Annotated in this window: 14 protein-coding genes; 8 read left to right on the forward strand and 6 right to left on the reverse strand. The window is 49.0% G+C overall.

The window, feature by feature from the left end:
* The gene (locus tag K0B01_04745; protein ID MBW6485443.1) at positions 1–1,167 is read right to left on the reverse strand and encodes an acetyl-CoA acetyltransferase; all 1,167 of its coding nucleotides are present in this window, start codon (positions 1,165–1,167) and stop codon (positions 1–3) included.
* Positions 1,168–1,326: 159 nt separating this feature from the next.
* On the opposite strand from K0B01_04745, the gene K0B01_04750 reads away from it, so the two are divergent.
* The 7 genes from K0B01_04750 to K0B01_04780 all read left to right on the forward strand — a co-directional run bounded on the left by K0B01_04750 (position 1,327) and on the right by K0B01_04780 (position 13,481).
* Positions 1,327–2,166 carry a formate dehydrogenase accessory protein FdhE gene (locus K0B01_04750; protein MBW6485444.1) on the forward strand — a complete coding sequence of 280 codons (840 nt, stop codon included), beginning with the start codon at positions 1,327–1,329 and terminating at the stop codon, positions 2,164–2,166.
* Between the two features lie 11 nt (positions 2,167–2,177).
* Entirely contained in the window at positions 2,178–2,834 is a 657-nt protein-coding gene (locus tag K0B01_04755) for an endonuclease III (GenBank protein MBW6485445.1), read from the forward strand.
* 91 nt (positions 2,835–2,925) lie between these two features.
* Positions 2,926–4,200: a glyceraldehyde-3-phosphate dehydrogenase gene (locus tag K0B01_04760; protein ID MBW6485446.1), complete on the forward strand. Its 1,275-nt coding sequence runs from the start codon at positions 2,926–2,928 to the stop codon at positions 4,198–4,200.
* A gap of 377 nt (positions 4,201–4,577) precedes the next feature.
* A complete protein-coding gene (locus tag K0B01_04765) occupies positions 4,578–7,916 on the forward strand; it encodes an ATP-dependent helicase (GenBank protein ID MBW6485447.1) in 3,339 nt (1,112 codons plus the stop codon).
* A gap of 4 nt (positions 7,917–7,920) precedes the next feature.
* Complete coding sequence (locus K0B01_04770) at positions 7,921–11,598, forward strand: N-6 DNA methylase (GenBank protein ID MBW6485448.1); 3,678 nt, start codon at positions 7,921–7,923, stop codon at positions 11,596–11,598.
* Between the two features lie 155 nt (positions 11,599–11,753).
* Positions 11,754–12,347 (forward strand): DUF4433 domain-containing protein, encoded by a 594-nt coding sequence (locus K0B01_04775; protein MBW6485449.1) that lies wholly within the window; start codon positions 11,754–11,756, stop codon positions 12,345–12,347.
* A gap of 12 nt (positions 12,348–12,359) precedes the next feature.
* Complete coding sequence (locus tag K0B01_04780; GenBank protein ID MBW6485450.1) at positions 12,360–13,481, forward strand: macro domain-containing protein; 1,122 nt, start codon at positions 12,360–12,362, stop codon at positions 13,479–13,481.
* Between the two features lie 80 nt (positions 13,482–13,561).
* On the opposite strand, the gene K0B01_04785 is transcribed toward K0B01_04780, so the two are convergent.
* From K0B01_04785 to K0B01_04805, 5 genes are all read right to left on the reverse strand, one after another.
* Complete coding sequence (locus tag K0B01_04785; protein MBW6485451.1) at positions 13,562–17,782, reverse strand: hypothetical protein; 4,221 nt, start codon at positions 17,780–17,782, stop codon at positions 13,562–13,564.
* 278 nt (positions 17,783–18,060) lie between these two features.
* Positions 18,061–22,227 (reverse strand): translocation/assembly module TamB domain-containing protein, encoded by a 4,167-nt coding sequence (locus K0B01_04790; protein MBW6485452.1) that lies wholly within the window; start codon positions 22,225–22,227, stop codon positions 18,061–18,063.
* The gene (locus K0B01_04795; GenBank protein ID MBW6485453.1) at positions 22,224–23,987 is read right to left on the reverse strand and encodes a BamA/TamA family outer membrane protein; all 1,764 of its coding nucleotides are present in this window, start codon (positions 23,985–23,987) and stop codon (positions 22,224–22,226) included. The genes K0B01_04790 and K0B01_04795 overlap by 4 nt, the downstream gene beginning before the upstream one ends.
* Positions 23,988–24,128: 141 nt before the next feature.
* Positions 24,129–25,796 carry a phosphoglucomutase (alpha-D-glucose-1,6-bisphosphate-dependent) gene (pgm, locus tag K0B01_04800; GenBank protein MBW6485454.1) on the reverse strand — a complete coding sequence of 556 codons (1,668 nt, stop codon included), beginning with the start codon at positions 25,794–25,796 and terminating at the stop codon, positions 24,129–24,131.
* A 228-nt stretch (positions 25,797–26,024) separates the two neighbouring features.
* On the reverse strand, positions 26,025–26,354 hold the full coding sequence (locus K0B01_04805; protein MBW6485455.1) for a phage integrase N-terminal SAM-like domain-containing protein: 330 nt from the start codon (positions 26,352–26,354) through the stop codon (positions 26,025–26,027).
* Between the two features lie 280 nt (positions 26,355–26,634).
* Between K0B01_04805 and K0B01_04810 the strand changes: the two genes are divergently transcribed.
* Positions 26,635–26,999: ATPase (locus K0B01_04810; protein ID MBW6485456.1), on the forward strand; the 365-nt coding region annotated here is incomplete at its 3' end.

Here is a 26,999-nt window from a genome sequence, read left to right on the forward strand (position 1 = left end):
CTACCTCCCCAAAATGGTGACGTTCCCATAAAGACCGACGCCGCCTATGTTGTGCACCAAGCCAATCTCCGGATCCTTTACCTGCATTCCCCCTGCCTCGCCTCTCAACTGCAGGACGATTGTCCTTATCTGAGAACCTCCTGTGGCGCCAATGGGATGGCCCTTGGAGAGCAGTCCGCCATCCACATTCACGGGGATGCTCCCCTCTTTGTAGGTTTCCTTGCTGCGAATCAGGTCTCTTCCCTCCCCCGGTTTGGCGAAGCCGAGGTCTTCGTAGGCCATCATCTCGGCAATGGTAAAGCAATCGTGCACTTCCGCCACATCAACATCTTTGGCGGTAATGCCGGCCATTTTGTAGGCCTGCGCAGCAGACGCACGCGCGGCGGCAAGACCGGAAAAGGAGTCGCGCCCCGCCATGTTTACCGGCGCGGTTGCCGACCCAAGTCCCATGATCCAGACGGGTTTCTTGCAAAATGCCTTCGCTTTTTCCTCATTGGCCACAATCACGCAGGAACTGCCGTCCGCGTTGGCGCAGCAGTCTCCCACCCGCAAAGGGGTGGCCACGGGACCGGCCATGGGGCTATCGGGCTGGGAAAACATTTCCAGCGTCACGCCCTTGCGATACACGGCCTTCTCGTTATCCTGACCGTATGTTCCTGATTTAACTCGAATCAAGGCCAGATCCTCGGAGGTTGTCCCATATTTTGCCATGTGCGCCTGGGCATGCATGGCGTAGTAGGCCGGCATCATGGTGCCAAAGGGGCTTTCCCACTGGATGTCGGCGCCGCGCCCCATTCGCTCCTGGGATTCGGCGGAAGAGATTTCCGACATTTTTTGAAAACCGATCACCGCCACCACGTCGTGCAATCCGGAGGCAACAAGCGCGTAGGCCATTCTCAAGCCCATGCTGCTCGATGAACAAAGGCTTTCCACGTAAAATGTCGGCTGGGGGTTAAGACCGAGATACTCGGCCAGAACACCGGCCGGCGAGCGCTGTTTGTCGTATTCCGGCGCGGAACAAATGATGGATGCGCCAATGTCGGCAGTTTTTATTTTGACGTCCTGCATGGCCTCCTTAAAACCCTCGAAGGCCAACTCTCTGATCGATCCGGGATAACTCCGGACGAAGGTACTTTGTCCAACACCTATGATTGCAACCTTTCCCATAATTCCTCCTGACGTTTTATTTCTTACTGAGTCAATAAAGAAAAACCCTAAGGAATGTCAAGAAAAAAACGCCCGCTCGCTTCAAATATCTCTTGAACCTGCGATAGAAAGGATGTATAAACTCCGACGGTAAAGAAAAAAACAAGGGAGATCAACAACATGGCCACTATCTTAAAGGACTCTTTACGGACGATCCAAAGTCATCGCTCCTTGAATCCCCAATATGCAGAGCTGCTTGATATACTGGAAGAGATTCTGATCCTGCGCGAGGAATACCGGCGCCGGATACAGAAGGAAATATTCGCCGTCGATGCAAAGCTGATCAAGGCAAAGGTAGAGGGAGGTTTCCCGCTTATCGATTTTTCTTTCGCGGATTATGATCTTTCCGAACCACAGGATTATTTCCTTGAACTTTTAAAGATCGCGGAAAAGCGGGCGCCGGGTGAAACCAAAGAAATGGCCGCCAAAATAACCGGCGGCGAAGTCCTTTTCAACGATCTCATCTACGAATCTTTCAACCAGGGTCCGGAAGAAAATGAATTGGAAAAAACCGGAGAGGAGGATGCCTCATTCGACCTGGTGGAACTTTTCCTCGAAGAGAGCCTGCGGCCGGCCCTCGAAATAGTCGCATCCGCCTATGGTAAAACAATCAGCAAAATCGGCTGGCAGGAGGGATATTGCCCCGTTTGCGGTCGGGAGCCAAAAATCGGCGAAGTCAGGGGCGAAGCGGAAAACCGCTATCTTTTCTGCAATCAGTGCGGATTCGAATGGCAGTATGAGGCGATCAAATGTCCCTTCTGCGGGAATGAGGAGCAACAGACCCTCGCCTATTTTACCATCGAAGGCGATGAACACTATCGGGTGGACGTCTGCAATAAATGCAAGCGCTATATAAAGATGGTTGACTTCCGCCACACGAACAAGAAAGTGGACCTGGACGTCGAAGACATTGCGACCCTCCATCTGGACATGCTGGCCAACGACGAAGGTTATGAATAAACCCGGGGGTTATGGACAATCTTTCTATCGGAACCATCATCGGACTGATTGAGGAGGCGCTCGAAAAAAAAGAGCTGCCGGTTGTTACAAAACTGGCGGAGGAACATCGCGATCCCTTTGCAATACTTATCTCGACCCTGCTTAGCCTGCGCACGAAAGACGAGGTAACCGCGCTTGCGACCGCAAGACTCTTTTCCCTCGCCGACACGCCCGCGGCAATGGCGGCGCTGACAACAGAGGAGATAAGGAGGGCTATCTACCCGGTTGGCTTCTACCGCAACAAAGCGGAAACTATTCACGAAGTCTGTCTGACGCTGATTGACCGCTACGCCTCCCGGGTGCCGGACAGCATTGAGGAACTCCTCACGATGCGCGGAGTCGGCAGAAAAACGGCCAATCTCGTCGTGGCCATCGGCTTCAACGGACCGGGTATCTGCGTGGACATACACGTACACCGCATCTCCAATCGCCTCGGGTATGTGCAGACAAAGAACCCGGAGGAAACAGAGTTTGCCCTCCGGAAAAAGCTGCCGAAACAGTACTGGATAAAGTACAATACGCTGCTGGTTTCCTTCGGGAGAAACATCTGTAGGCCCGTTTCGCCAATCTGCAGCATCTGCCCGGTTTCTCCCTGCTGCCACCGGGTCGGCATAACAAAAAGCCGTTGAAACAATCATCGGGTACTCAAGACCTGGATAAACACAGCCGTTTTTTTCTCTTCAACCATTAATTTTTTATTAAAAGAAAGGATGGTCGCTTATGAGTCAGGTAGAGGTTTTTGAAAACAGAAAACCGGTTCTGGGAATAAACAGCTTGGGAAGGATAGGGAAACTTACGCTCTGGCACCATATCGGAAGAAAATATTTTCAGGAAATTGTCGTCAATCTGGGGCGGGAGGTCGGCACCGGGCTTGCCGCAATTGCCCAAACGATCGAAAAAGATGCGACCTACGGGCCCCTGCACAAATTTCTGTACGGCATCAAAGCGGAAAGACTTGTGAAAATCGTCGATGATAAGAAGGGTGAACTTCTGATCGACGGCATCCCCGTAAAAATTTTACGCGAATCAAGAAATCCCGCAGAAATCGCCTGGCGGGACTACGGCGCCGATGTTGTTGTGGACTGTACCGGGAAATTTCAGGATCCGACGCTGCCGGCGGATGAAAAAAACGGCTCCCTGCGCGGGCACCTGGCCGGAGGGGCGAAGATTGTCATCAACTCCTCGGCGTTTAAAATTAAAAATAAGGCTCTGCCGATGCCGGGCGAAGCGGTAACAATGATTTACGGCATCAACCATACCGCATTTGACCATAAAAAACACCAGCTTGTCTCCGCGGCATCCTGCACGACCACGGGTCTGGCGCACATGCTGAAACCACTTCTGGAAGAGGAGGCGACCAGCAGAATCCTCACCGCCTCGATGTCAACGATTCATGCGGCAACCAATACGCAGAGCATCCTCGACAAGACGCCGAAGGCCGGGGAAAAGGATCTTCGGAAAAACCGCAGCACGTTGAACAACATCATCCTGACTTCCACCAATGCCGCCGAAGCCCTGATCCAGGTGATCCCGGAGGTAAAAGACATCGGTTTCATGGCGGATTCGATCCGGGTGCCGACGACAACGGAATCCCTGATCGTCCTGAACATCACCTTTCCGGCGCCTAAAAACGGCGGGGCAACCCCGCTCAACCGGAACAGCCTCAACAGCATCTACAAAAAGGCATCCGCCAATGATCCCGAACATCTGGTTGTCTATTCGGAAGAACAGAACGTACCCACCGACTTGATTGGCATGGATGCCGCCATCGTCATCGAGGGGCAGTTCAACCATACCCGGACGGCCTTTATCGATTTCGATCTCTCGGACATCCCCAATCTGCCGGCGGCGGTTCATGAAGCGCTCGAGGAAAAGAATGTTCGCATTCCGGTAATTCACGCGAAGATCTTCGGATGGTACGACAACGAATACGGCAGCTACACCAACCGCCTCGGCGATCTGACGACATACATTCACAAAAATTTGAATCTGTGAGAGAGTAAAAAGCCTACAGTCCAGGCTTCTCAGGCAGGGTGAGGCATGCCTGAGAAGTCTGGCAATTTTCTCTTCCATACCTCTCATGAATTGGAAAAGCCTACCCACATAGCCTTATCACTTGCCCTGAAGGCATGTCCGGTCGGTTTGAGCATTTACTTTACCACGATGGAGGAGCTGATCGGAAAAAGGATTAAGAAGATGGCATATTCTTTAATGCAATAATGGAGAGGCAATTGCAAAACTCAGTGTCATGCCCGAATGCTTTTGTCGGGCATCCATGATTTCAGATAGTTAAAAACTGGATTCCCGCCCAGAAGCGTCGCGGGAATGACAGCGTTGGGAGTTTTGCAATTGGCTCTGGAGATAATAATCTGATGACAAGCGCCTCTATCAGAGATAACCATCAATACGGCAATGTCGGTAATTTCTTGCAAGAGATTATAAAAAGCAATTCGAATGTTTCCATTGTCTCCGCATATTTTACAATCTACGCATATCATCATTTGAGATCTGAGCTTGATCAAATAGAGCGCCTGCGGTTTTTATTCGGCGAACCTACCTTCATAAAATCTGTTGATCCCGGCAAGAAAAATCATCGAAGTTTTAAAATAGAAGACGACCAATTGATTATTCCCATTGAACAAAGGCTAACCCAAAAATCTGTTGCCGTTGCCTGTTCAGACTGGATTCGGGAGAAGGTAGATATTCGATCAATGGTTAAACCAAATTTCCTGCATGGGAAAATGTACCATGTTACCCAGGAAAGTGGCATTGAAAAAGCCATTGTCGGCAGCTCAAACTTTACTGTTAATGGTCTTGGCCTGGGGGGAAACAATAATATCGAGCTGAACATGATAATCGACAGCGACCGGGATCGCCAGGAATTAAAACAGTGGTTTGACGGAATATGGAATGACGCATCCGGTCTTGTGGAGGATGTCAAGGATGACGTTTTAAAGTACCTGGCTCAACTCTATGCGGAAAATGAACCTGAATTCATTTACTTTAAAACGCTATACCACATTTTTGAAAACTATCTGGATGACCAGGCCAGAGGCGGCCTGCTCAACGAAAGAACCGGTTTTTTTGAAAGCGAGATATGGAATGCCCTGTATGATTTTCAAAAGGACGGCGTTAAAGGCACCATCAATAAGATATTGAAGCTCAACGGCTGCATTATCGCCGATAGCGTTGGGCTTGGCAAAACCTTTGAGGCATTGGCGGTTATTAAGTATTTTGAATTGTCAAACAGCCGTGTTCTCGTACTTTGCCCGAAAAAGCTTACCGGAAACTGGACTATTTACCAGGCGGGCCAGAATCACGCACTCAATCCTTTTGTTAAAGATCGTTTTAATTACACGGTTCTTTATCATACCGATATGGGGAGAAATTCAGGACGGTCTGACGCGAACGGAATCGATCTGGACAACTTCAATTGGGGCGCTTATGACCTTGTCGTCATCGATGAATCACACAACTTCAAAGGCAATCCTGTAGAGAGAACAAAGGATGATGGAACCACCAAGATGAATCGTGCCAAGTGGCTCATGGAAAAGATCATCAAATCGGGTGTCAAGACGCGGGTCTTGATGCTGTCGGCGACACCGGTCAATAACACATTGCGCGACTTGAGAAATCAAATTGCCCTGATAACGGAGGGAAGAGACGATGCATTGTTTGAATCATGCGGCATCAAAGATATTTCCCTGACGCTGAAGACTGCGCAGGCAAATTTTACAACCTGGGCGGATCGCAAGCGAACCAGGCAAAGGACACTGAAAGACCTTTTAGAACGTCTCGATTCAGCATTTTTCAAACTGCTTGATGAATTAACGATCGCGCGCAGCCGCAAGCATATTAAATCTTTTTATAAACTTGAATCCATTGGATCATTTCCCGAAAGGCTCAAACCATATTCCGTTTACCCGGTAATAGATTTAAAAAATAGATTCCCGACGTATGACCGTCTGAACAAGCAAATTTTAGAATACAAATTATCCATCTTTAATCCTTCGGCTTATGTGCAAGAAGAAAAGAAGCAAAAGTATGAGGAGTTGGCCGGTACAGAGGTTCTCGCCTTCAAACAGGCAGATCGTGAAAACTTTCTAATCGGCATGATGAAGGTCAATTATCTGAAGAGGCTTGAAAGTTCCATTGAATCATTTGAGATATCGCTGGATAGGACTATTCAAAAGATCGAAAGCCTGGAAAAGAAAATTGCATTATTCATCAAGAATAAAATTTCTTCCCAGGAGGAAACTCTCGAAGACGTGCAACCCGACGAAGAAGAGCTTGAAGAGGACGGGGAAGATGTTGAGCAGTGGCAGGTTGGTAAAAAACTCAAGTTTGACCTCGCCGATCTGCGACTGAATGAATGGCTTACGGATTTGGGCAAGGATAAGGCCGCGCTCGTCGATCTGTATAATAACGCCAAAGCCGTTACCCCGGATAGAGACGCAAAACTGCATGAATTGAAGAAGCTCATTGAAAATAAAATCAGGCATCAGACGAATAAAGACAATAAAAAGGTGCTTGTCTTTACGGCCTTTGCGGATACCGCTCAATATCTTTACGATAATTTGTCAGGGTGGATAAAAAATAGCATAGATGTGAATTGTGCGCTGGTTTCGGGAAATCATACACGAACAACCTTCGGCAAAAATGATTACGACAGTATTTTGACCAACTTCTCTCCCATATCGAAAAACAGATCAAAAATGAAATCCGCACCGCAGCAAGGCGAGATAGACATCCTGATAGCCACAGATTGTATCAGTGAAGGGCAGAACCTCCAGGATTGCGACTATCTTGTCAACTACGACATTCATTGGAATCCGGTGCGCATTATCCAGAGATTCGGGCGTATCGACAGGCTGGGGAGTATTAATTCCAAAATTCAGTTGGTCAATTTCTGGCCGACAAAAGACCTTGATAATTACATCAATCTCAAGGAACGGGTCGAAGCCCGCATGGCATTGGTCGATGTGACGGCAACGGGAGAAGACAATATTCTCAATACAGAGCAGCTCGAAGAATTAATATCGGAAGATTTAAAATATCGAAATCGGCAGCTTAAGAAGCTCCAGGAAGAAGTCCTCGATCTGGAAGATATGGATGAAGATGTATCGCTCACCGATTTCACCCTCGATGACTTCCGCATAGAGCTTCTCGGATACATAACTGCCAATCGTGAGAAATTGGAGAATGCACCGTTCGGACTTTACGCAGTCATACCATCGCCATCCGACGAAGCTTCGTCTTCAGCCAGCAGCAAAAACTTCTCTCAGACGGAAAAGGAAATTATCAAACCCGGCGCCATTTACTGCCTGAGGCAAAAGGGCGTGACGGATGGCAATGAAGAAGTGAATCCCCTGCAACCATATTTCCTGGTGTATATCCGTGACGACGGCACGGTAAGGTATAATTATACGAATGCCAAACAAATCCTGGAGATTTACAGGCTTTTATGTCAGGGGCAAACGGAACCGTATCAATATCTCTGCGATATTTTCAATGCCGAGACCGATAATGGTCAAAAGATGGAAAAGTATGCCGAGCTTTTAAAGAAGGCGGTTGATGAGATCATTCGTGTTTTTAAAAAGCGCGGGACGCAGAAATTATTGACTGACCGAAGTGCGCTGATCATACCAAAAGCCAGACAGATCAATGAAGTGAACAACTTTGAACTGATCACCTGGCTTGTGCTGAGGTAACAAAATGGCAAACGTTGATATCAAGCAAAAAATCAGTGCTTCTCTTGGGGCATTTGGCGCCGGTCAACTATCTGCCAACGCCCTGAATCTTTTTGAAGCGCTCGGCTACAATACCAACCGCCAGGCGCCGTTCGATAAAACCAACTATGCCACCTTCAAAGAATCCTTCGTTATTGACCAGTCCAAATTTCACGAAGACAAGGCGCTTGTCCAAGACTGGCAATACGTTGACCTGCTCTTTCAACTTTCCAAGGATGAAGTGCGCCGGCAAATATCGTTATTTGATACCAGAAAAGTAGATAGCACCATCATTGAAACATACCTCTTTTTCACTATCGCCCTATCTAAAGACCAATACAGTCGCACGGATCTCAGCAACATTACCCGCGAGGTGAACCATTTGTTCCCCATGCCGGTAATGATACTGTTTAAATATGGTCAATGTCTCACGCTGGCGGTCATCAACCGCCGCCAGCACAAGAAAGACGAAAACAAAGATGTTTTGGAGAAAGTCACTCTCATCAAAGATATCAGGATCGAAAACCCGCACCGGGCGCATCTGGAAATTCTATCCGATCTTTCCTTTGATGAGCTGCAAGGCAAATATGCCTTTACCAACTTTGTAGAACTGCATAATGCTTGGCAAAAAACACTGGATACCAAGGAGCTGAACAAAAGTTTCTATGAAGAGCTGTCCAACTGGTATTTCTGGGCGATGGATTATGTGTCCTTCCCGGATGACGTCGAGAAAAACAAGGATATCCGCAACGCCACCAGCCTGATTCGGCTGATTACCAGGATTATTTTCGTCTGGTTTATCAAAGAAAAAAGTCTAATTCCCGATGCCTTGTTTGATCGCCGTGAGATGCAAAAAATCCTCAAGACCTTTTTGAACAACAGAAAATCAGACATTTATTACCTCGCCATCCTGCAGAACCTTTTTTTCGCCACCCTCAATCAGCGAATGAACGAACGCGGGTTTGCCAGGGAGGGAACTTTTCAGGAAAATAGAGACAATTACGGCGTAAAAAACCTCTATCGCTATGCCGGAGATTTTGCCATTGGCGAAAAAGACGTTCTCGCGTTGTTTAAAGACATCCCCTTTCTGAATGGCGGGCTTTTTGATTGTCTCGATAAAGAAGACGATCACGATAAAGTGGTTTACGGCGACGGCTTTTCCCGTAACCCCAAAAAGCAGGCCGTTGTTCCGGATTTTCTGTTTTTTGGCGAGGAAGAGGATTATGATCTCAATGCCGCCTACGGCACAAAGAATAAACGCTATAAAGTCAAGGGCCTGTTCAATATTTTCTTCGCCTATAAATTCACCGTGGTGGAAAACACACCCGTCGAAGAAGAAATCGCGCTCGACCCGGAACTCCTGGGGCGTGTGTTTGAAAATCTTCTGGCCAGCTACAACCCGGAAACCCAAACCACAGCCCGCAAGCAGACGGGAAGCTTCTACACGCCCCGTGAAATCGTCAACTACATGGTGGATGAAAGCCTGAAAGCCTACCTCAAACAGAAGCTGGAAGCAGAAGCGGGAATGTTGCCGGGTGATGCCGACGCAGGTCTGGAAATACTATTTTCCTATACGGAAAAAGAGCATGCCTTCACCGCAAGAGAGACAAAGACGCTTATTGACGCCATTGACAACTGTAAGATCCTCGATCCGGCCTGCGGCTCCGGCGCTTTTCCCATGGGCGTTTTGCACAAACTTGCCCTTGTACTGCACAAAGTAGATCCGCAAAATGCAAAATGGAAGGAACGACAGATTTCAAAAGCCAGGCAAATTGACGATCCGACTATCCGTGAGGAATCAATTGCCCATATTGAAGCAGCCTTTGCCAACAATGAGCTGGATTACGGACGGAAGCTTTATCTGATTGAAAACTGCATATACGGCGTGGATATTCAACCGATTGCCGTTCAAATCGCCAAGCTTCGTTTTTTTATCTCGCTGGTTGTAGATCAGAAAAAAGATTCCTCCCGGAAAAATTTTGGAATCCTGAGCCTGCCGAACCTGGAAACAAAGTTTGTGGCGGCAAATACGCTGATTGGCCTGGATAAACCACATATATTAAGTCAATCAAAATCGACGTGTGAAAGTCAGCTCAGCTTGAAGAATCCTGAAATCGAAAAATTGGAAGATGATCTCAAGGCATTGCGGCATCAGTATTTCAACGCCAGAACGCGCAGAGAAAAACTGGCCTGCCAGAAAAAAGACCGGGATCTCCGGAAGAAGATATCTGGGCTCTTGGAAAAAGACGGCTGGAATAAAGACTCAGCCAGTCAGGTAGCGGCATTTGATCCTTACGACCAGAACGCCTACAGTCCTTTTTTCGATTCGGAATGGATGTTTGGGTGGAGGGAAGGTTTTGATGTGGTTATAGGGAATCCGCCATATGTTACATATAAAGGAAAAGAAAAGGTTAATGTTAAATTAGAAGATGTTCAATTGCTAATAAAGTTATTCTCCAATTCAGCAGAGTACAAAATAAACAGTTTTGCGCTATTTACTGAAAAAGGAGTAAATCTTTTAAAGAAACATGGACTCCTTTCTTATATCATTCCCAGCACTTTTCTCCAGAATGAATATTTAAAAAAAATTAGGAAATATCTAATAACAGAATATCATATACCCAGAATTGTAAGCTTCGGGAACAAAGTATTTGAAGCGGTGACGGATTCAATTATTCTATTTGCAATTAATTCAAGGAATAACTTGAATACAACTGCTATCCGGAAAAATGATTTAGACTTTAGCTATTTTGATGAGTGTAAAGTCTACAATTCTCAAATATGGGATAAAGCTGCTAATGATTATATCATAAACATAAAAGCGACTTCAGACGAGGACATTTTACTTGACAGGATTGAGTCCAATTCAAAAACGATTGATGATTTTTTTGATGTGTACGTTGGAATAGTTGCAAGTGGAATCAAGAAATTTCTTGCGGACAAAAGAATTAATTCTAATTACAAGAGGTATTTACAAGGCAAACACATAAATAAATATGTTCTTAATTCTGAAAAGCTATTTATAAATTTTATAACGGAAGAGTTGCATAGCAATACCGATGAAAGGATTTATCTACAGAAGGAAAAAATTCTCGTACGAAAAACAGGAAACAAATTGATTGCAGTGCTTGATACCGAACAATTTTATACAGATCAAAGTATATACAACGTTTACCCAAAGAAAGGACAAAACAGCAATTTAAGTATCGCTACTGGCTTAATTAACTCTTGTTTAATGGAATATTATTTTAATAAAAGAATGATAACAAATCCTGATATCTTTCCGTATATTAAAGGGATTCATTTGAAGAAACTCCCAATTATATTTCCTGTTACTTCATTAAATATAAACAATTTTTCGAATATCGTTTCTTATATTCACTTTCTCAAAAAACATAACAGAGGGACAACTTTATTCGAACACCTGATCAATGCCATAGTTTACGAACTCTACCTCCCGGATCAAATCAGTGCCGCTGATGCCGAAGTGCTCAGGCACCTAAATAACTTTTCGGATTTAAAAGATAATTGGAATGATGAAATGAAGATAGAGGTCATTGAAAAAGTTTACAAAGATCTATCCAACCCCAACCACCCCGTAAGCGTAGCCATGTCTAAAATGGATACGATTGAAGAGATACGAATCATAGAAGGGAAACAATAAAAAGCTTCATGAGATGGATAACCGGCATAACAATTAATAATTACCGTGCATTTTCCAAGCCTGAAACCGTCTCCATTCCCCAAGGCCAGCATTTGTTGATCTATGGAGAAAATGGCAGCGGCAAATGATCACTTTACTCTGATGAGGCAATATAGGTGAATATTCAAGATATACAAGAGCTTCATTATATTACCCATATCGGTAATTTACCTTCGATTTGCAAATACGGCATTCTTTCTCATAAGCAGGCCGGTGGACTCTCTCATGTATCGGTAGCGTCTCCAGATGTGCAGGAAAGGCGGGCGAAGAAAATAATACCGGGTGGTTTGCCGTTGCATGCCTACGTCAATCTTTATTTTGATGCACGAAATCCGATGATGTACGTTTTACAGGCAAAACATGCCGATCTTTGTATTTTGCGGATCGATCCAGCGGTCATGAATTTGCCGGGAGTAATTATTTCAGATCATAACGCTTCAAGTGTTTATGCACGCTTTTTCCCATGCCCTGAAGGTTTGAAGCATCTTAATAGAGACATGGTTTTTGCCACATCATGGACACATCCCGATAACCAGATTGAGGAATGGGAACACAAATCCATTAAATGTGCTGAGGTGTTGGTGCCTGATAAAGTCGTCCCAAAGTATCTTTCAGGCGCTTACGTTTCCTATAATGAAGCGCTGAATTCTTTTCAAAAGACAAACGCTTCCGTATCTGCTATAGCTAAACCATATCTATTCTTCAGGTGATGAGGAGGGCTTATGATAGATGTCTTAATCGCTGATATGTTCGAGTCAAAGGCCCAGACCTTAATTAATACGGTTAATTGCGTCGGTATTATGGGCAAGGGGCTTGCCCTGGAATTCAAGAACCGATACCCTGATATGTTTAAGGATTACGTGGAGCGATGCAAGCGGGGCGAGGTTAAGCTGGGTGAGCCGTACATCTACACATCCCTGCTGACGCCATGGATAATTAACTTTCCGACGAAGGATCACTGGCGTTCCGTTTCCAATCTGAAAGATATCATAAAGGGCCTGGATTATTTGTTGAAACATTACCGGGAATGGGGCGTTACTTCTCTTGCCGTGCCGCCTCTGGGATGTGGGCAGGGCCAACTGGAGTGGCGCATTGTAGGACCTACGCTGTATAGATACATAAAAGCAATGGATATTCCCGTTGAATTGTACGCCCCCTATGGCACGCCCCATGAAGAGCTGAAACCGGATTTCTTGAACCGTGATGGTTATGCGGAAAAACGGACTGCCGAGATGCCAACCGCACAATGGATAAAACCTGCCTGGATAGCCCTGGTCGAAATTCTTAGCCGGATTGAACAGCAACCCTATCATTGGCCGGTGGGAAGAACTACATTTCAAAAGATTGCCTTTGTGGCAACCATGGAGGGGTTGCCGACAGGTTTAGCCTTCATGAAAAGCAGTTATGGCCCATTTTCTCCAAAGCTGAAGGAATTGATTACCCGGTTGGTAAATCATGGACTAATAAAGGAGGAGCAGTTGGGCCGGATGTTTATGGTCAGGACGGGACAGACATTTGCCGATGCCCGTAAGGCCTATGCGGACGATATCGCAAAGTGGGAGCCGATTATCGAAAAAAACGTAGATTTATTTGTTCGCATGAACACGACACAGGCAGAGATTGTCTCAACAGTTCTTTTCGCCGGAAAAGAACTTGCCAAAAATGGTAATGACAAGCCCGCCGAAACCGATGTCCTGTCTTATGTCCTGCAATGGAAGCAAAAACGTCGCCCCGCCCTTGATGCCAGCGACATTGCCCATACGATCAGAAATTTAGCCATGCTTAAGTGGCTGAACGTTCAGCCCAGCTCCAACTTGCCGGTTCCGGAAACCGCATGGCTATGATGATAAGGTAACCATCCGACGAACCGCCAAATCAAAATTTTTCACGCAGACTTACCGGAAGGTTACGTTTCACTGAGGCATCACTCTGTTTTGATGGCGTGCCTTCCCATATAAACGGCCCCGGTCCAGCCGTCGATGCTGATGAAATCCCCGCTGTGGATTGTCTTTCCGTCCACCTTGCTGTAACCCTCCGCCTCATAGACGCGCAGTTTGCTGAAACCGACTACGCCAACCTTTTTGAGCTGGGGGATCGTAACGGCCGCATGGGAAGTGCCGCCGCCGCGCGCCGTGAGAATGCCGTCGGCCTTCAAAATAATGCCGACATCGTCGGGAACCGTATCGGGGCGGATCAAAATGAGGGCTGTGCCCGGATCGCTGGCGCGGAAATGCCGTATCTCTTCTTCGGTATATACCGCCCTGCCGGTCAGGGCACCTCCGCTTACCCCGATGCCGGCGCCCAGACAGGACTGGTCGAGGGCGCTGTCGCTTAAAAAGATCCGGGTATGTCCGTTTTCCCGCTGCACCATATCGCGCGTCTGGAGTATATAGAGGCATTCCTTAGGCGAATCTTCAAAGGTAAATTCGATCTCCTGATGGTTGTAACCCTTTTCATAGACCAATAATTCCGCAATCCGCACCAGTTCCCTGTATATTTCCGGGAATTTGGTCTGCAACGATATCGCGGCCTCCCTTTTTTCGGCGATGCGCTGTTTTTCGGAGACAGGAAAAGTTTCCACAAGGCCGGAAACGATATCGTCTCCCTGAACGCAGAAGATAAAATCTCCGCTAATGGAAACATCCTGCGATGCGCCCTTCGGGTCACGCGTAAAAATGACGCCGGATCCGGAATTTTCATGCAGATTGCCGAATACCATAGCCTGAACCAGCACAGCGGTTCCCCATGCATCGGAAAGGCGCGCCTGATGGCGGTAAATCCGCGCCTGTTCGGAATTCCAAGAAGCGAAGACCTCAATTACCGCGTGATGTAGCTGCTCATAGGGATTCTCCGGAATTTTTATACCCCGCTTCAGAATGGCGTCTTTGTATGACAGGGCAAGCTGCTTCATCTGCGCCGGCTCGAATTGAAACTTCTTCGCCACCTTGTGGCTTGCCTTGTAACTGTTGATGATTTCATCGAAGATGTTTCTTTCCAATCCCCGGAACATGCCCCATGTCTGCAAAAAACGCCGGTAAGAATCCCAGGCCGCCCACTGGTGCTGATTTTTTTGCGCCAGCCCCTCGGCAATCTTTTCATTGATGCCGACATTGAGAAAAGACCTCATCATCCCCGGCAGCGAGATGGTCGCCCCGCTGCGTACCGAAAAGAGGAGCGGATTGGCCGGATTGCCGAATATCTTGCCGGTCACCCTCTCGATCTCCTTGATTTCCTGGTAAACTCTCAATTCAAGGTCTTTATAGATACTTTTATGTCCCATGACGCCTTCGTAGCCGCGGAACACCTCGGTAGTAATGACAAATCCGGGAGGAACAGGGAGATTAAGCGCAATCAGCTCTTTTAGCAGATAGGCCTTGTTTCCGATCATGATCTGGTTGTCCACCCGCTTGTTTTTCAGATACAAAGAGGATATCGCCAGCTCCGGCGTATAGGCCATGGCCTGATTAAGAACGTTCGTGTTATCCTTGAATTTTTCCAGCTCTCCGCTTAACGCGCCAATTATTTTATTGACAAAACCGTCCAGGGACTGCATCCCGAAAGCGGAAGAAATGATCGAGCGGGTAAAAGTCTCCGAAGATTGATAAAACCTTTCCTCCTCATTGAGCTTCTGAACATCATCTTCGCTGTCCCGGCCTGCCCTGGCAAGTTGACTGACAATCACGCCAAGGCTCGCCTGGTGAACGTCGATATAGTAATCACGGGCGATATCCTGAATGCCTCTGGCAATAAACTGAAAAATATCAAAATATTGTTCAATGGTAAATTGCCTTATCTGCAAGGCGCTGGTAAGCAGCTTAAGTTTCCCGACCAGCCCCTCCGTAGCCACACCATCCAAATCAAGGGCCTTCATATACAGCCACAGGTATTTATGGATTTTGATCAGGGTGCTTTTGGTTATGAATTTCAGATTGAGAGATTCCAGCAGCCTTTCAAAAAGAAGAACTGAAAAACTCTCCAGCCGGAAAGTCAGACCCATAGCCTCGAATTTCTCTTCGCGGTAGGTTCCGTACATCGAAGGAATTCCGGCGGCAACATGCCTTTTATAATATATGTTTTCAAAATATTCGGTTTTTTGCGGGGAAAGGATTCTGCCTTTTAAAACGGCGAGCATCTCCAGCACAAGGCTGAGGCAGCGGTAGCAATCTCCCCTTTCCTGGGCGCGTTTCAGGAGGATTATTTTTTCAGGATTGATAAAGGGATGATTTGCCAGCTCCCGCAGGATATCGGCATGCTGATGAAAATACTTCCGGCTGAAAAGCTGATACAAGCGGATCATCAGTTCGGCGCGCTTCTTCTCCCTGGCGCTCACGCCTGCGATTGAATTTATTTCTCTTTCTATCTGCGGAATGTCCCATTCCAAAAGCGTCTTCGTTGCACCATGTATTTCCTCAAACAATTTATTGAAGATTATGTTCAGTTCGACAAAATACTCGCCAGCGGGTGTAATTCCCTGGTAAACCTCCTCCGGAAGATGGCCTTTCAGGATTTTTTTGTCCCCGGATTGCCAGTAACGGAAAATATCCTCGATAAAGGGAACCAGCAGGCTGTTGCTTTCGACATGCGACTGCTTCCTGAGAAAATAGATAAGCCGGTCGTTTCTTGCAGAAAGCTCATCCACCTCCGTAGAAATTGTCCGGAGTTCCCCTTCGGCGCCGATTTCTCTAAAATAAATGGGAAATATGCGAAGAAGCTGCTTTATCTTGTTATAAGCCGGCAGGATATCCGAATTAAGAAGGCTGGAAATATCCTTTTGCAGAAGATCGGTATCGCTGACAAAAACACCCCCCAATTTCAGATTTATTATCAGGGCGGAAAGCAGCTTCTTGGTCCATCTTGGCTTCAGGGCAATAATCTCCAGCCAGGAACGGATGTTTTTGATATGGGCCGGGTTTACCTGTATCTGCCAATCGGCGGTTGCTCCCTTTACCGCCGGATACTGAAAACCAAAATTCACAAGCTCTTCGATCAAATAATCGACAAGGGCATGGTTGTTCAGAAGGAATATTTCTTTTGATAGAGTGGAGATTCCGTCAAGGGTTGAACTCTTGTATTGATCATTGGCTACTGTTTTTTTAAGAAGGATGAATATCTTATGAACAAAATCATCAATATCATCGTTATTTTCTTCTTTTAGCGCCCTGACCAGACACCGGTTTATCTCGGTAAAAATCACGTTGCGCTGGTCCTCAAGCCCCTCCCCGCCCATCATCTTGAAAAGAAAATCCAGCTTTACCAGATAGCGGCGTCCCGCAAATGCTTCGGACTTTTCAAGTGCATCGGCAATAGTCAGATATACATTGGTAATCTGTGCGTAGTCGGGAAAATCAAGAAATCCCTCGATTTTCTCACCGGCACTCACTCCTGACTGTTGCAGCTTTTCAAGACGAGCACTGATTATCGCCAGCTTTTTGTGCGAAAGCGGCTCAAGGAGTTCGCGATAGGAGGCGATTGTTTCAGCGCTTTCCCCCGCCGTCGTAAACCAGTATACCGGATCCGGCTGCTCCAGCCAATACGAATAGGCGGCCTTTAAAGAAAAAAAAAGGATTTTAGCTGCATCATCTTTTAAGCTCGCTGTAGTCTGCTTCTCAAGAATCGATTGGACCAGGGCTTTGGCGTATCCGGATGACTTTTTGAAAAAACTGCCATGCGTTGGCGACAGATCGGCAAGGCGGCCAAGCAGCCGCGCCAGCAAAGGGATGTTCCTTTCTATGAGTTTCCCGCTCTTTTCGAGAATGGTATTGAGATATTCAAGACAGTAGCGGACGGCGCAGACCTTTATTGCTTCTCCCCCCGCTGCCGAGGCGATTACGTCAAGATAAATATCGGCAAAGGCCTGAAGCGCCTGCAAACCCTTCTCGTGATTATTGAAATATTTGAAATCGCTTGTGGACAACACCCTCAACTGTTCCAGCAGATATCCCCGGTTCACGAACGGGTGATGAAGCTCCTGAAGCATCTCCTCCGTGCGCTTGCCCACCACGGTGTGACTCTTGGCAACGGCCAGCAGTTCGCCATAACGGTCCGGTATTGCGACAGTCGCCCTGGTCCTTTCCAGATTGATCTCAAGGGCAGTCAAGACCCGTTTATCAACATTGAGCTCCGCTTTTCCTTCGTTGGTTTTCATGTTTCGAGACTACTTCAAGACAAAAAATATTGCAATTTGTAACTTTACACCGGAAAATATTTTTATTGCATATCCATGCGCATTTAGGTTATTAAAACCGCCAGCCGCGATTTTAAAAAACATAAAAAGGAGGAAGAGTCATGGGTAAGGATAAGGATGTCAAAAAAGATACAAAGAAAAAACCCAGTAAATCCCCGAAAGAGAAAAAAGACGCCAAAAAATTGAAAAAGGCAGGAAAAACGACGACCTGATGTTTTTCGGTGGCGGTCGATGATTTATCATTTGAAATCTATCTTGTAATAGAGATCAGCGCCGCTTTCGGTTCCCGTTACCGTCTCGATCTGCCATCTTTCGCTGATGCTGTAACGGAGGCTGAAAATATTTTTACCGGTGAAAAGCGATCGGCCATAGCTTAAATACAGTTGGGGAGTAAGATACTTCCCTACGGCAACAATGGTGTCGGCGGCATCGTTGACCTTGCCTGACCCATCCCCGGCAGGCAGAATACTCCCGTTTATTTTTTTATAACCGATGCTCCCCGCCAGTCCACTGTTTTTAGACTGTATATCAAGGGTGCTCAACCCGAATTGTTTTTTCAGTTTATCCTGGATGCCCGAGGCCTTCCCCTGGGAAAGAAGCAAACCGGCAGCCTGCGCCAACAAGCCGATCTGCTCGGCATTGCTTCGGCTGGAAAGCGAATGGCCGAAAACTACATAGGAGAGGATATCGACGTCGGACATGGCCGGTTCCGAATATAGCTTAATCACCGGCGTCCTCAAGAGCCCCCCGATTGTAACGCCCGCCTTTACATCCACTAACGAACGAAGAGCAAGAATATCGAGCGCCGGTTGATTTATCGGTCCCCCGTCATAGAAAAGACGCCCTCGCACGATCTGCAAAGACACGCCATAGGTCTCATAACTCCCCTCAACCACTCGGATCTCGCCTCTGCTGGTGATTGCTTCAAGTCTCTGAAATTCCAGATCGATGCTGCCGGCCATCTTGGCATCTATTCCCTCCATCCTGACCAGCGCACGGTCGCCCAGCGTCAGACGCACCTTTGCATAAAAAACCGGCATGAAGGCTTTCCCCTCGCTTTGTTGCTTTCCGGCAAAGACAACATCGGAACTCGGCAGGATGAAATTTCCCGCCGGCGGGCCGAAAATTAGCAATTCCGGAAGTTTCACTTCGCCCCTGACGGTCAGCTTTTCCGGAGTGCCGCTGAAAGTCAGGCTCGGCGCTGCCCGCACCTGCAGTTCCGGGGTATGGACAACCTGAAAATCGTTTCCCTCGAGTGATCCCTCATAGCCGATCACACGCCGCCCGGCAATTCTGATGAGGCCTTTCCCTTTTATCATGCCGGGTCCTGACTTGGCGTAAAATGACTCTACCCGGACAAGATTATTTTCCAGACCCAGAGAAAGATTGACATCTTTGACGTCAATACCCGCCGAGGGAATGTAAGCCCCGGCCTTGGCCACGGTCACCCGCCCGCGGCCAAGCGGATTTTCCCAGCTACCCTCGACAACCACGTTTGCGTCTATCTCGCCATGGCTTTCTTTTATCAATCCCGGAAACTGGAATGACAACAATCCCTCTTCCCTGAATCTGCCGTTCAGAGAAACAAAAAGCGGTCCCTTTTTATCGAAAGCTGTCGGCAGCGCGGCCTCAACCGGCAGGCTGAAGCTCCCCTGCAGATTCCCATAATCAACAAGCCGCGCGGAGAGATTGCCGTTCAGCGTCTTTTCCCGCCAATCCCATGATAAGGAGGCCGTGCGAAAATTCGCGTTTATCTCCCCATCCTTCTTCCGATAACTGATTTTTCCCTCACTTGCGCCGACGGGCGAAGACAGAGAGGCGGCGCCTCTTAAAGAGAAGCGTCTCCCCGAAAGAAGGTTGCCGTTCGCAGTCCCCGTCAGGACTCCCGCCAGGGTCACGTTTTTTGGCAGTAAAAAACGAAAAAATTCCGAATTTATATCAGTCCCTTGGGCCTTGAATTTGCCTGTCTCCGGCAATGAAAAATTAAACGGCGCCGGCGTTGAAAAATCGGCGCTTAAAAGTCCCCCGCCTTCCGGAGAAATTTCCACTGATGCGCTTATCCCCTGCTCGCTTCCATTGAAGCGGGCAGAACCCTTTGGCACGCTGAATCGTGTTCCCTCTATGGTGACGCTTCCGGTTGCTTCAGCAAGGCCGGTCAGATGAACCGCAGTCGGTCGTCCCTGGATCCCCTGGCTGCTCCACGCAAACTCCGCCAGCGGAAAATGAAGGTCGAGGCCCTCCGCTTTTTGCTGCCACTTTACCATTCCTGCGGCAACGGCTGCCTGACCGACTGTCTCGAGCTGCCCGTCGGCAAGGATTTTTCCATTCATTTTTCCGGTGATTAATCCGCCATACCTAAGTTCCTTTTTAAGCTCCTTGGACAGCAGAAAACCAAAATGTTTAACGTTCAACCCTGTCCAAACGGCGCCGAAAAAGCCTCCACTCGGCTCTTTGGTTAATTCGCCTTTAATTTCAATCCGTTCTTGTTCATCACCCGCTAAAATTACCGGGGAAATTGTGATTTTTCGAGAGCTTACGGTCACGGAAGCAGGCTGGATGAGTTTCCACGCTCCGACCTCATCCCGGCCGGTAATGCTCTCAAATCTTCCCTGCCACAGCCGGTTGTGCAGCCCCCCCGTTAAAGAAGCCAGCAGCGCTGTTTTTTTCATTTTGAGCGACGCGGCTATTTCATGACGAGAGACGGCGCCATCCACCTTCAAAGCGCCGGAATCAATATGCAAATCTTTATAGACAATATTTTTCATACCGGCGTTCAGAAAAAGCGGGGCTTCCTTTTTACTCCCCAGATAGCCATCCAGCTCCACTTTTTCGATTTTGACTTCACCAAAGCTGAGCTTCCGGCCTCTGCCCGTTGCCGCGCCGGACAATTGGCTGTCGTAACGAATGTGGCCATTGAGGTTAAGCTTTCCCGCCGCCCCGAAAACAAACTGGCCTAAATCGTCTATCCTGGCAGCAAAAGACAGTTTTTCCACAAATGACCCCGACCCCCTGAGGGCAAAACCGCTTCCCTTCAGAGTCAGTTTTTCAAAATTGATATCCCCATCCCCGAAATTCGCCTTGACCTCTCCCTGCAAAAGATGGTTGTGCAAGCGGCTTTCCCGAAGTCTGCCCTTCAGCGAGCCCCTTGGCTTGCCGTCATTTTCCCACGCTACATCGCCGGCAAGATCAAAGTTTATCAATCCTGCCCAGTCCGCCTTGAAACCAGCAGGATCGAGGTCTTTGCCGCGCAGGGACCCTTTCAGGTGAAACCCCTGCTGCCAGTCCATTGCCGCCTTTCCCTGAACATTGCCGGCCAAAAGGGCGGCGGATACTGTATTTACCTCAAGCGCCCGCTCACTTCCCCGGTACTCCCCTGTTGCCACAGCTTTTTGCCATCCCTGTTTATTGTTTTCAAGGGTAAAAGCGCCGTGGTAACGCGCCGGGGCTCCGTCCAGCGTAATCGACCCGTTAATGTTCGTGGGAATTTTCAGCGCAGTGGCCAGATCAACATCGGCCAGTAACAATTTGAGCGAAAATACGGGTTTATCGGCAGTCAACAGAACGCTTCCCCCACCGGTGAGCGCGCCTTTACCGGCAAACCGGCTGAGCCGAAAATTCCTTAAATTAAACGATTTCAAGGTCATCCCGACATCGCCAGCCAGTTCCAGGCGCCTGACACCCCCGGAAGAACCCGAAAGGGAAATATTCCCCGCAAGCTGCTCCGGACGGCTCCCCGGCTTAAAAAGGCCGTGAGCGGAAAAGGCATTCATCCCGGCGAGTTGCCGCCGCACCTGAAAATCGAGGTCAAAACGCAGGGATGGCTGGTAAAATCCCGCTGTTGCCCCTCCCCTGCCGCTCCCGTACGGGGTTTTAAGGATGAGATCGCTGATTGTCAGGTTGCTGTGGCGCCACAACACCGAACTCTCGACCGACATGTCTTTCAGCAGCAGACCTCGGGAGGGAGCAGAATATGAAATATCGTCAATTTGCAGCTTCTTCACGGAAACATCCAATACCGAGATAATCCCGGAAACCTTCGGCCATGAAAGATCCGGCGCCTGCTTTTCGACACTGCTATCCTGCACCCGCACCCCGGTCAATATCAGGGTTTCCAGCGCCACCCCCCCCGACAAAAGCCTCCGGGGCTGAAGATGGTACTCCAGGCTCCGGAGAGTGACTGCATAGGGCTCGATGGTCAGATGCAGATCTTCGAGACGCAGATGATCAATGAGCCTCCCCTCTATTTTCCCCGCCGTTATTTGCACCGATGTATGGCGGGAAATGGAAGCCAGCGCCCAGCGGGCGCCCTCCTCCGTGTAAAGAAGCCAGGACGCACCCCGCCATCCGGCGGTTATCAGCGCCGCGAAGACAAGAATTATCGCTCCATAAATGGCTAATCGCTTCAAAATCCGATACCAACGGTGAAATGGATGCGCATCCCGGGATCATCCACGTTAAGCTGACGGGCAACAAAAAAATTCAGCGCCCCGACCAGCGTGTAGTAGTGCACGCCGACCCCGGCGCCCTGGGCCATTTGTGAATTGCTGAATGAATCAAAGGCGTTCCCTGTATCGTAAAAAACGGAAGCGCCCCAGTTGTCCCCTATCCGCCTTTCAGCCTCCAGGCTGCCGTATAGCAGATTTTTGCCGCCGACAACCTGGCCGCTTGCATCCGTGGGGCCAAGCGACTGGTAGGCGTAACCGCGCACGCTCTGATCCCCGCCGGCAAAAAAACGCAGCGACGGGGGCAAATCGCTCAAAGGATCGCGCAAAAGCGAAATCCCCGCCTTCCCCCGCGTATGGAAAAACAACCGCCACGGCAAGGGTAAAATAAAACCCGCTTCGGAGATGATCTGCAGCAAGCCCATGCTTGAGCCCAGCCATTGTTCCGTGCCGCGCACCTCCAGTGCATAATGAAAACCCTTCTCCGGATGCGCGAAGCTGTCGTAAAAATTCCCCGAAAAACGCACTCCGGGCATAACGAGTCGGGCATTCGAATCCTGAAGCCCTATTTTATAGTTCTCCTGCTGAAATTTAAGATACCCGGTCGCGAGCATTTTTTTTGTCAGACTGCGGGTCTTATCAAACTCAACGGCGGCAAATTCGCTCCTGTACGTGGAGATGTCTTCCCGCTGCAGGTTCAACTGCACTGCGCTGTAACTATTAATATCAACCTTGTCCGGAATGATGTACCACGTTGACAGGCCCTGCAAAAACTCGGAAACATACAAATTTGACTGCAATTCATGACCGAGATTGAGGATGTTCAGATCACGGTAACGCAAACTGAATCTCCCCCCCGTGTCCGTGCCGTAACCTATGCCTTGGCGAAGAGTCCGGCTTGCCCCCGGCTTCAGCGAAACCAGCACCGGAATCCTTGACCCCGCTGCCTCCCCTTTCTGCGGCAGGATATTTACCTCCTGGAAACGCTCAGAGTTGATGAAATTGAGCTGCGTGTCGCCTATCCGTTCGTAGGAAAACAGATCGCCCGGCCTGAACGCCAGATAACGACGCAAAAACGCCTCCGGATAATCCGGGGCGCCTTCTATTCTTGCACTGCCGAAATAATACAGGCTCCCCGTTTCCAGTTCCAACTTTATCTGTGCGCTCAAGGCATCCCGATCAACAAGAATCTCATGAACGAAAAAGGCCGCATCCAGATATCCCAGCTCCTGAGCTTTCGCAAACAACCTCTCTTTGGCGTCTTCGTAGTAATGCTGAAGCAGCACATCCCCTTTCACCAGAGGGAACAAGGCGGCCAGCTCCTGCAGCGAAACTTCGGTCGCCCCCGGGCCATGCAGGACGACCGACACATCCGTCAGACGCACCGGTTCTCCCGGAGTCACACCTACCTGGAGTAAAAACTCCCCGGGGGCCTTCTCTTCACGCCGGACAGTTATCGCGGCATGGTAATATCCGAAGGGTTCCAGTGCCGTTTGAACCTTGCGCTCCGCCTGCTCTCCAAAACGTTTGAGCAAAAGTGGCTCAACCGCCCCCTCTTCGACAAAGCCTTCCGGAAGGGCAAGGGCGGCTTTCACGTTTTCGAGAACATCCCCCTCGATTCCCTCGATGGCAACCGTCAGGGGTTCGCCGGCAAAAAGAGGCGCAGCAAACAGGAGCAGAACCATGACCAAGATTAGAGTGTGGAAAGACCGGTATTTTGCCATTAACCACCCTGCCCGCAACGGGCGTAAAAAACAATAAAACATTCGTGGCGGCATTCCGTCTTGAATGTTAACGAAAATAAATTCGAGGGATGCGCTCTGCCGCGTCCGGAACAATCGCTACAATTAATAAACACACCGATACTATGCCTGTTTAAAGGCGCCATCCACGATAGCCGCAGCCTCTTTCACGAGCCTGTCGAGATGCTTATTGCTGACAAAACTCTCCGCGTAGATCTTGTAGATATCCTCCGTCCCCGAAGGCCTGGCGGCGAACCAGCCGTTGGCGGCAACAACCTTCAGTCCCCCGATCTCGGCCCCGTTTCCCGGCGCCTGGGTCAAACGGGCCAGAATCGGCTCGCCGGCAAGCTCCTTTGCCGATACTGCCTCCGGGGAAAGATTTTTCAGCGCCTTTTTCTGCGCCGCCGTTGCCGGGGCGTCAATCCTCGTTGAAAAAGCGGCGCCAAACCGATTTTCCAGATCACGGTAGAGCTCTGCCGGGTCCTTGCCGGTTTTGGCCGTCATTTCCGCGGCCAAAAGACCCATGATGATCCCGTCCTTGTCGGTCGTCCAGACGGCGCCGTCTTTTCTGAGAAACGAGGCCCCCGCGCTTTCCTCGCCGCCAAAGCCATAGTCGCCGCTCAGGAGCCCCTCCACAAACCATTTGAAACCGACGGGAACCTCGCAAACCCCCCTTCCGAGAACCGCGGCCAGACGGTCGATCATCGCGGTCGTAACGATCGTTTTCCCGATTGCCGCATCCTTTTTCCAGTGGGGACGGTTTCCGCAGAGAAACCAGACGGCGGCGGCCAGAAAGTGATTGGGATTCATCAACCCCTCGCTTTTGGTTACGATCCCGTGCCGGTCGGCGTCGGTGTCGTTGCCGAAGGCGATATCAAAACGCTCCTTCAGACCGACCAGACCCTCCATCGCGTAGGGCGACGAACAATCCATCCTGATCTTGCCGTCCTTATCCACCGTCATGAACGAAAAGGTCGGATCGACAAGCGTGTTTACCACCTGCAGCGAAAGCCCATAGAGTTCGGCAAGCGGCGCCCAAAAATCAACCCCCGCGCCGCCAAGCGGATCCACCCCGATCCGGATGCCGGAATTTCTGATTGCGTCCATATCAACAACATCAACGAGATCGCTGATGTATGGCTGCACGTAGTCATATTCCCGGACATAGCCGGACTTCAACGCCCTTGCCAGCGGCATCCTGCGGATTTTGTGGACGCCCGCGGCCAGCAGGTCATTAGCCATCTTTTCAATAATCGCGGTCGTCCCGGTATCGGCAGGTCCACCATCCGGAGGGTTATATTTTATTCCGCCGTCTTCCGGGGGGTTATGGGAGGGGGAAATGATCACCCCGTCGGCAAACCCGTTTTTCCTGCCGCGGTTGTACGTAAGAATGGCGTGCGAGATGACAGGGGTCGGCGTGTAGCGGAAATTGCGCTGCACCATGACGGTCACCCTGCCCGCCGCGAAAACCTCGAGCGCGGTCATCAGCGCCGGTTCGGAAAGGGCATGGGTATCCATGCCGATGAAAAGCGGCCCTTTTATCCCTTTTCCCTTCCGGTATTCGCAAATAGATTTACAGATCGCAGCTACGTGTCCCTCATTGAAACTGTTTTTTAAAGATGAACCCCGATGGCCGGAGGTGCCGAAGACCACCTGCTCGGCGGGATTGGAAACATCCGGCTCACCGGTGTAGTAAGACGCGACAAGGCGCGGGATATTGGCAAGAATCGCTCTCGGCGCAATTTTGCCGGCAAGTTCATGAACGCTCACTTTTTCCTCCGTATTGGGCATAAGACCCTGGCAAGTAAAAATAATTGTTGATAGACTTTACCCCTTGCACTTCGCGCCTTTGCCGGAAATCGGAAAAGATTATACGGCAACAGAGCAGATAAAACCAGCCTTGATTATTATGTCATCCACATCCATGGCAGGTACTTATACACCCGCCGCGCCGGTAAATCAAACAAGGATGATTGTTCCACCCCGGCAGCAAATTGCATAACAGGAAGTATTTTGAAGTCAAAGTCTGCGATGCAGGAAATATTTTCCGGTCATGAGGATATGAGCCAAAAGAAGTTCCTTGCCGGTTAAATGCTCAAGCAGACCCCGCACTTCGTTTTCTGTCAGTACGGCAGGCAGTTTGGGCCCCCTTTTTGCCCGAACGGTTTTATTGAGATCATGCAGATCGATCTTGAGCACCTCTCGAAACAAAAACAACAGCGCGTTAAAGGCCTGATTCTGAGTGGAAGACGACACCCGCTGCTTGATCGCCAGGTGGCTGAGATAATCCCTGACATCCGTTTCATCGGCGCCCAGAATTTCCCAATCCCTATTTTTTACACTGGTCAGGTAGGCATGAAAGCGCCGAAATCAGTCTATGTAAGTCCTTTCCGTGCTGTAAGCATAATGCAAAATATTCCTGTCAAAATATTCCTTGACAAGCAAAAACAGCCCCCCTATACTCCCGCCCATTAAAAGCAATGCCATATCAAACAAAAAAACAAACTCCCCCTCAAGACTGAGGACGTGAAAGAGGCAATTATTGCCAGAACGGGTAAATTTTCCGCAGCGAATATTGGGGCATTCGACCTCGGCTTTGCTTCCGCAGAATTCAGTTGGTTTCGTCGCCATGAATGCTCAAAAAGTTTTTGTCGGCATTGATATAGGGGCTTCCCGGACAAAAGTCGCCGTGGTCGATGCTGCCGGCAGTCTTATCGGGTATGCCGTGGAGAAATCAGGAACCGATTTTTCGGCAGCGGCGGAAAAATGCCTCGATTTTTCCCTGGCCATGGCAAAATCTTCAAGAAAAGATATCGCCCATGCCATTTCCACCGGGTACGGCAGGAACAACGTGTCTTTCTCCAATTCTGCCAAGACAGAAATAAGTTGTCATGGGAAAGGATGCTTCCACTATTTTCCCCTGGCCATCGACATTATCGATATCGGGGGACAGGATAACAAAATTATCAAGCTCGACAGCGAGGGGCGCAGGCT

Source organism: Syntrophobacterales bacterium, assembly GCA_019429105.1.
Classification (GTDB): Bacteria; Desulfobacterota; Syntrophia; order Syntrophales; family UBA5619; genus DYTH01.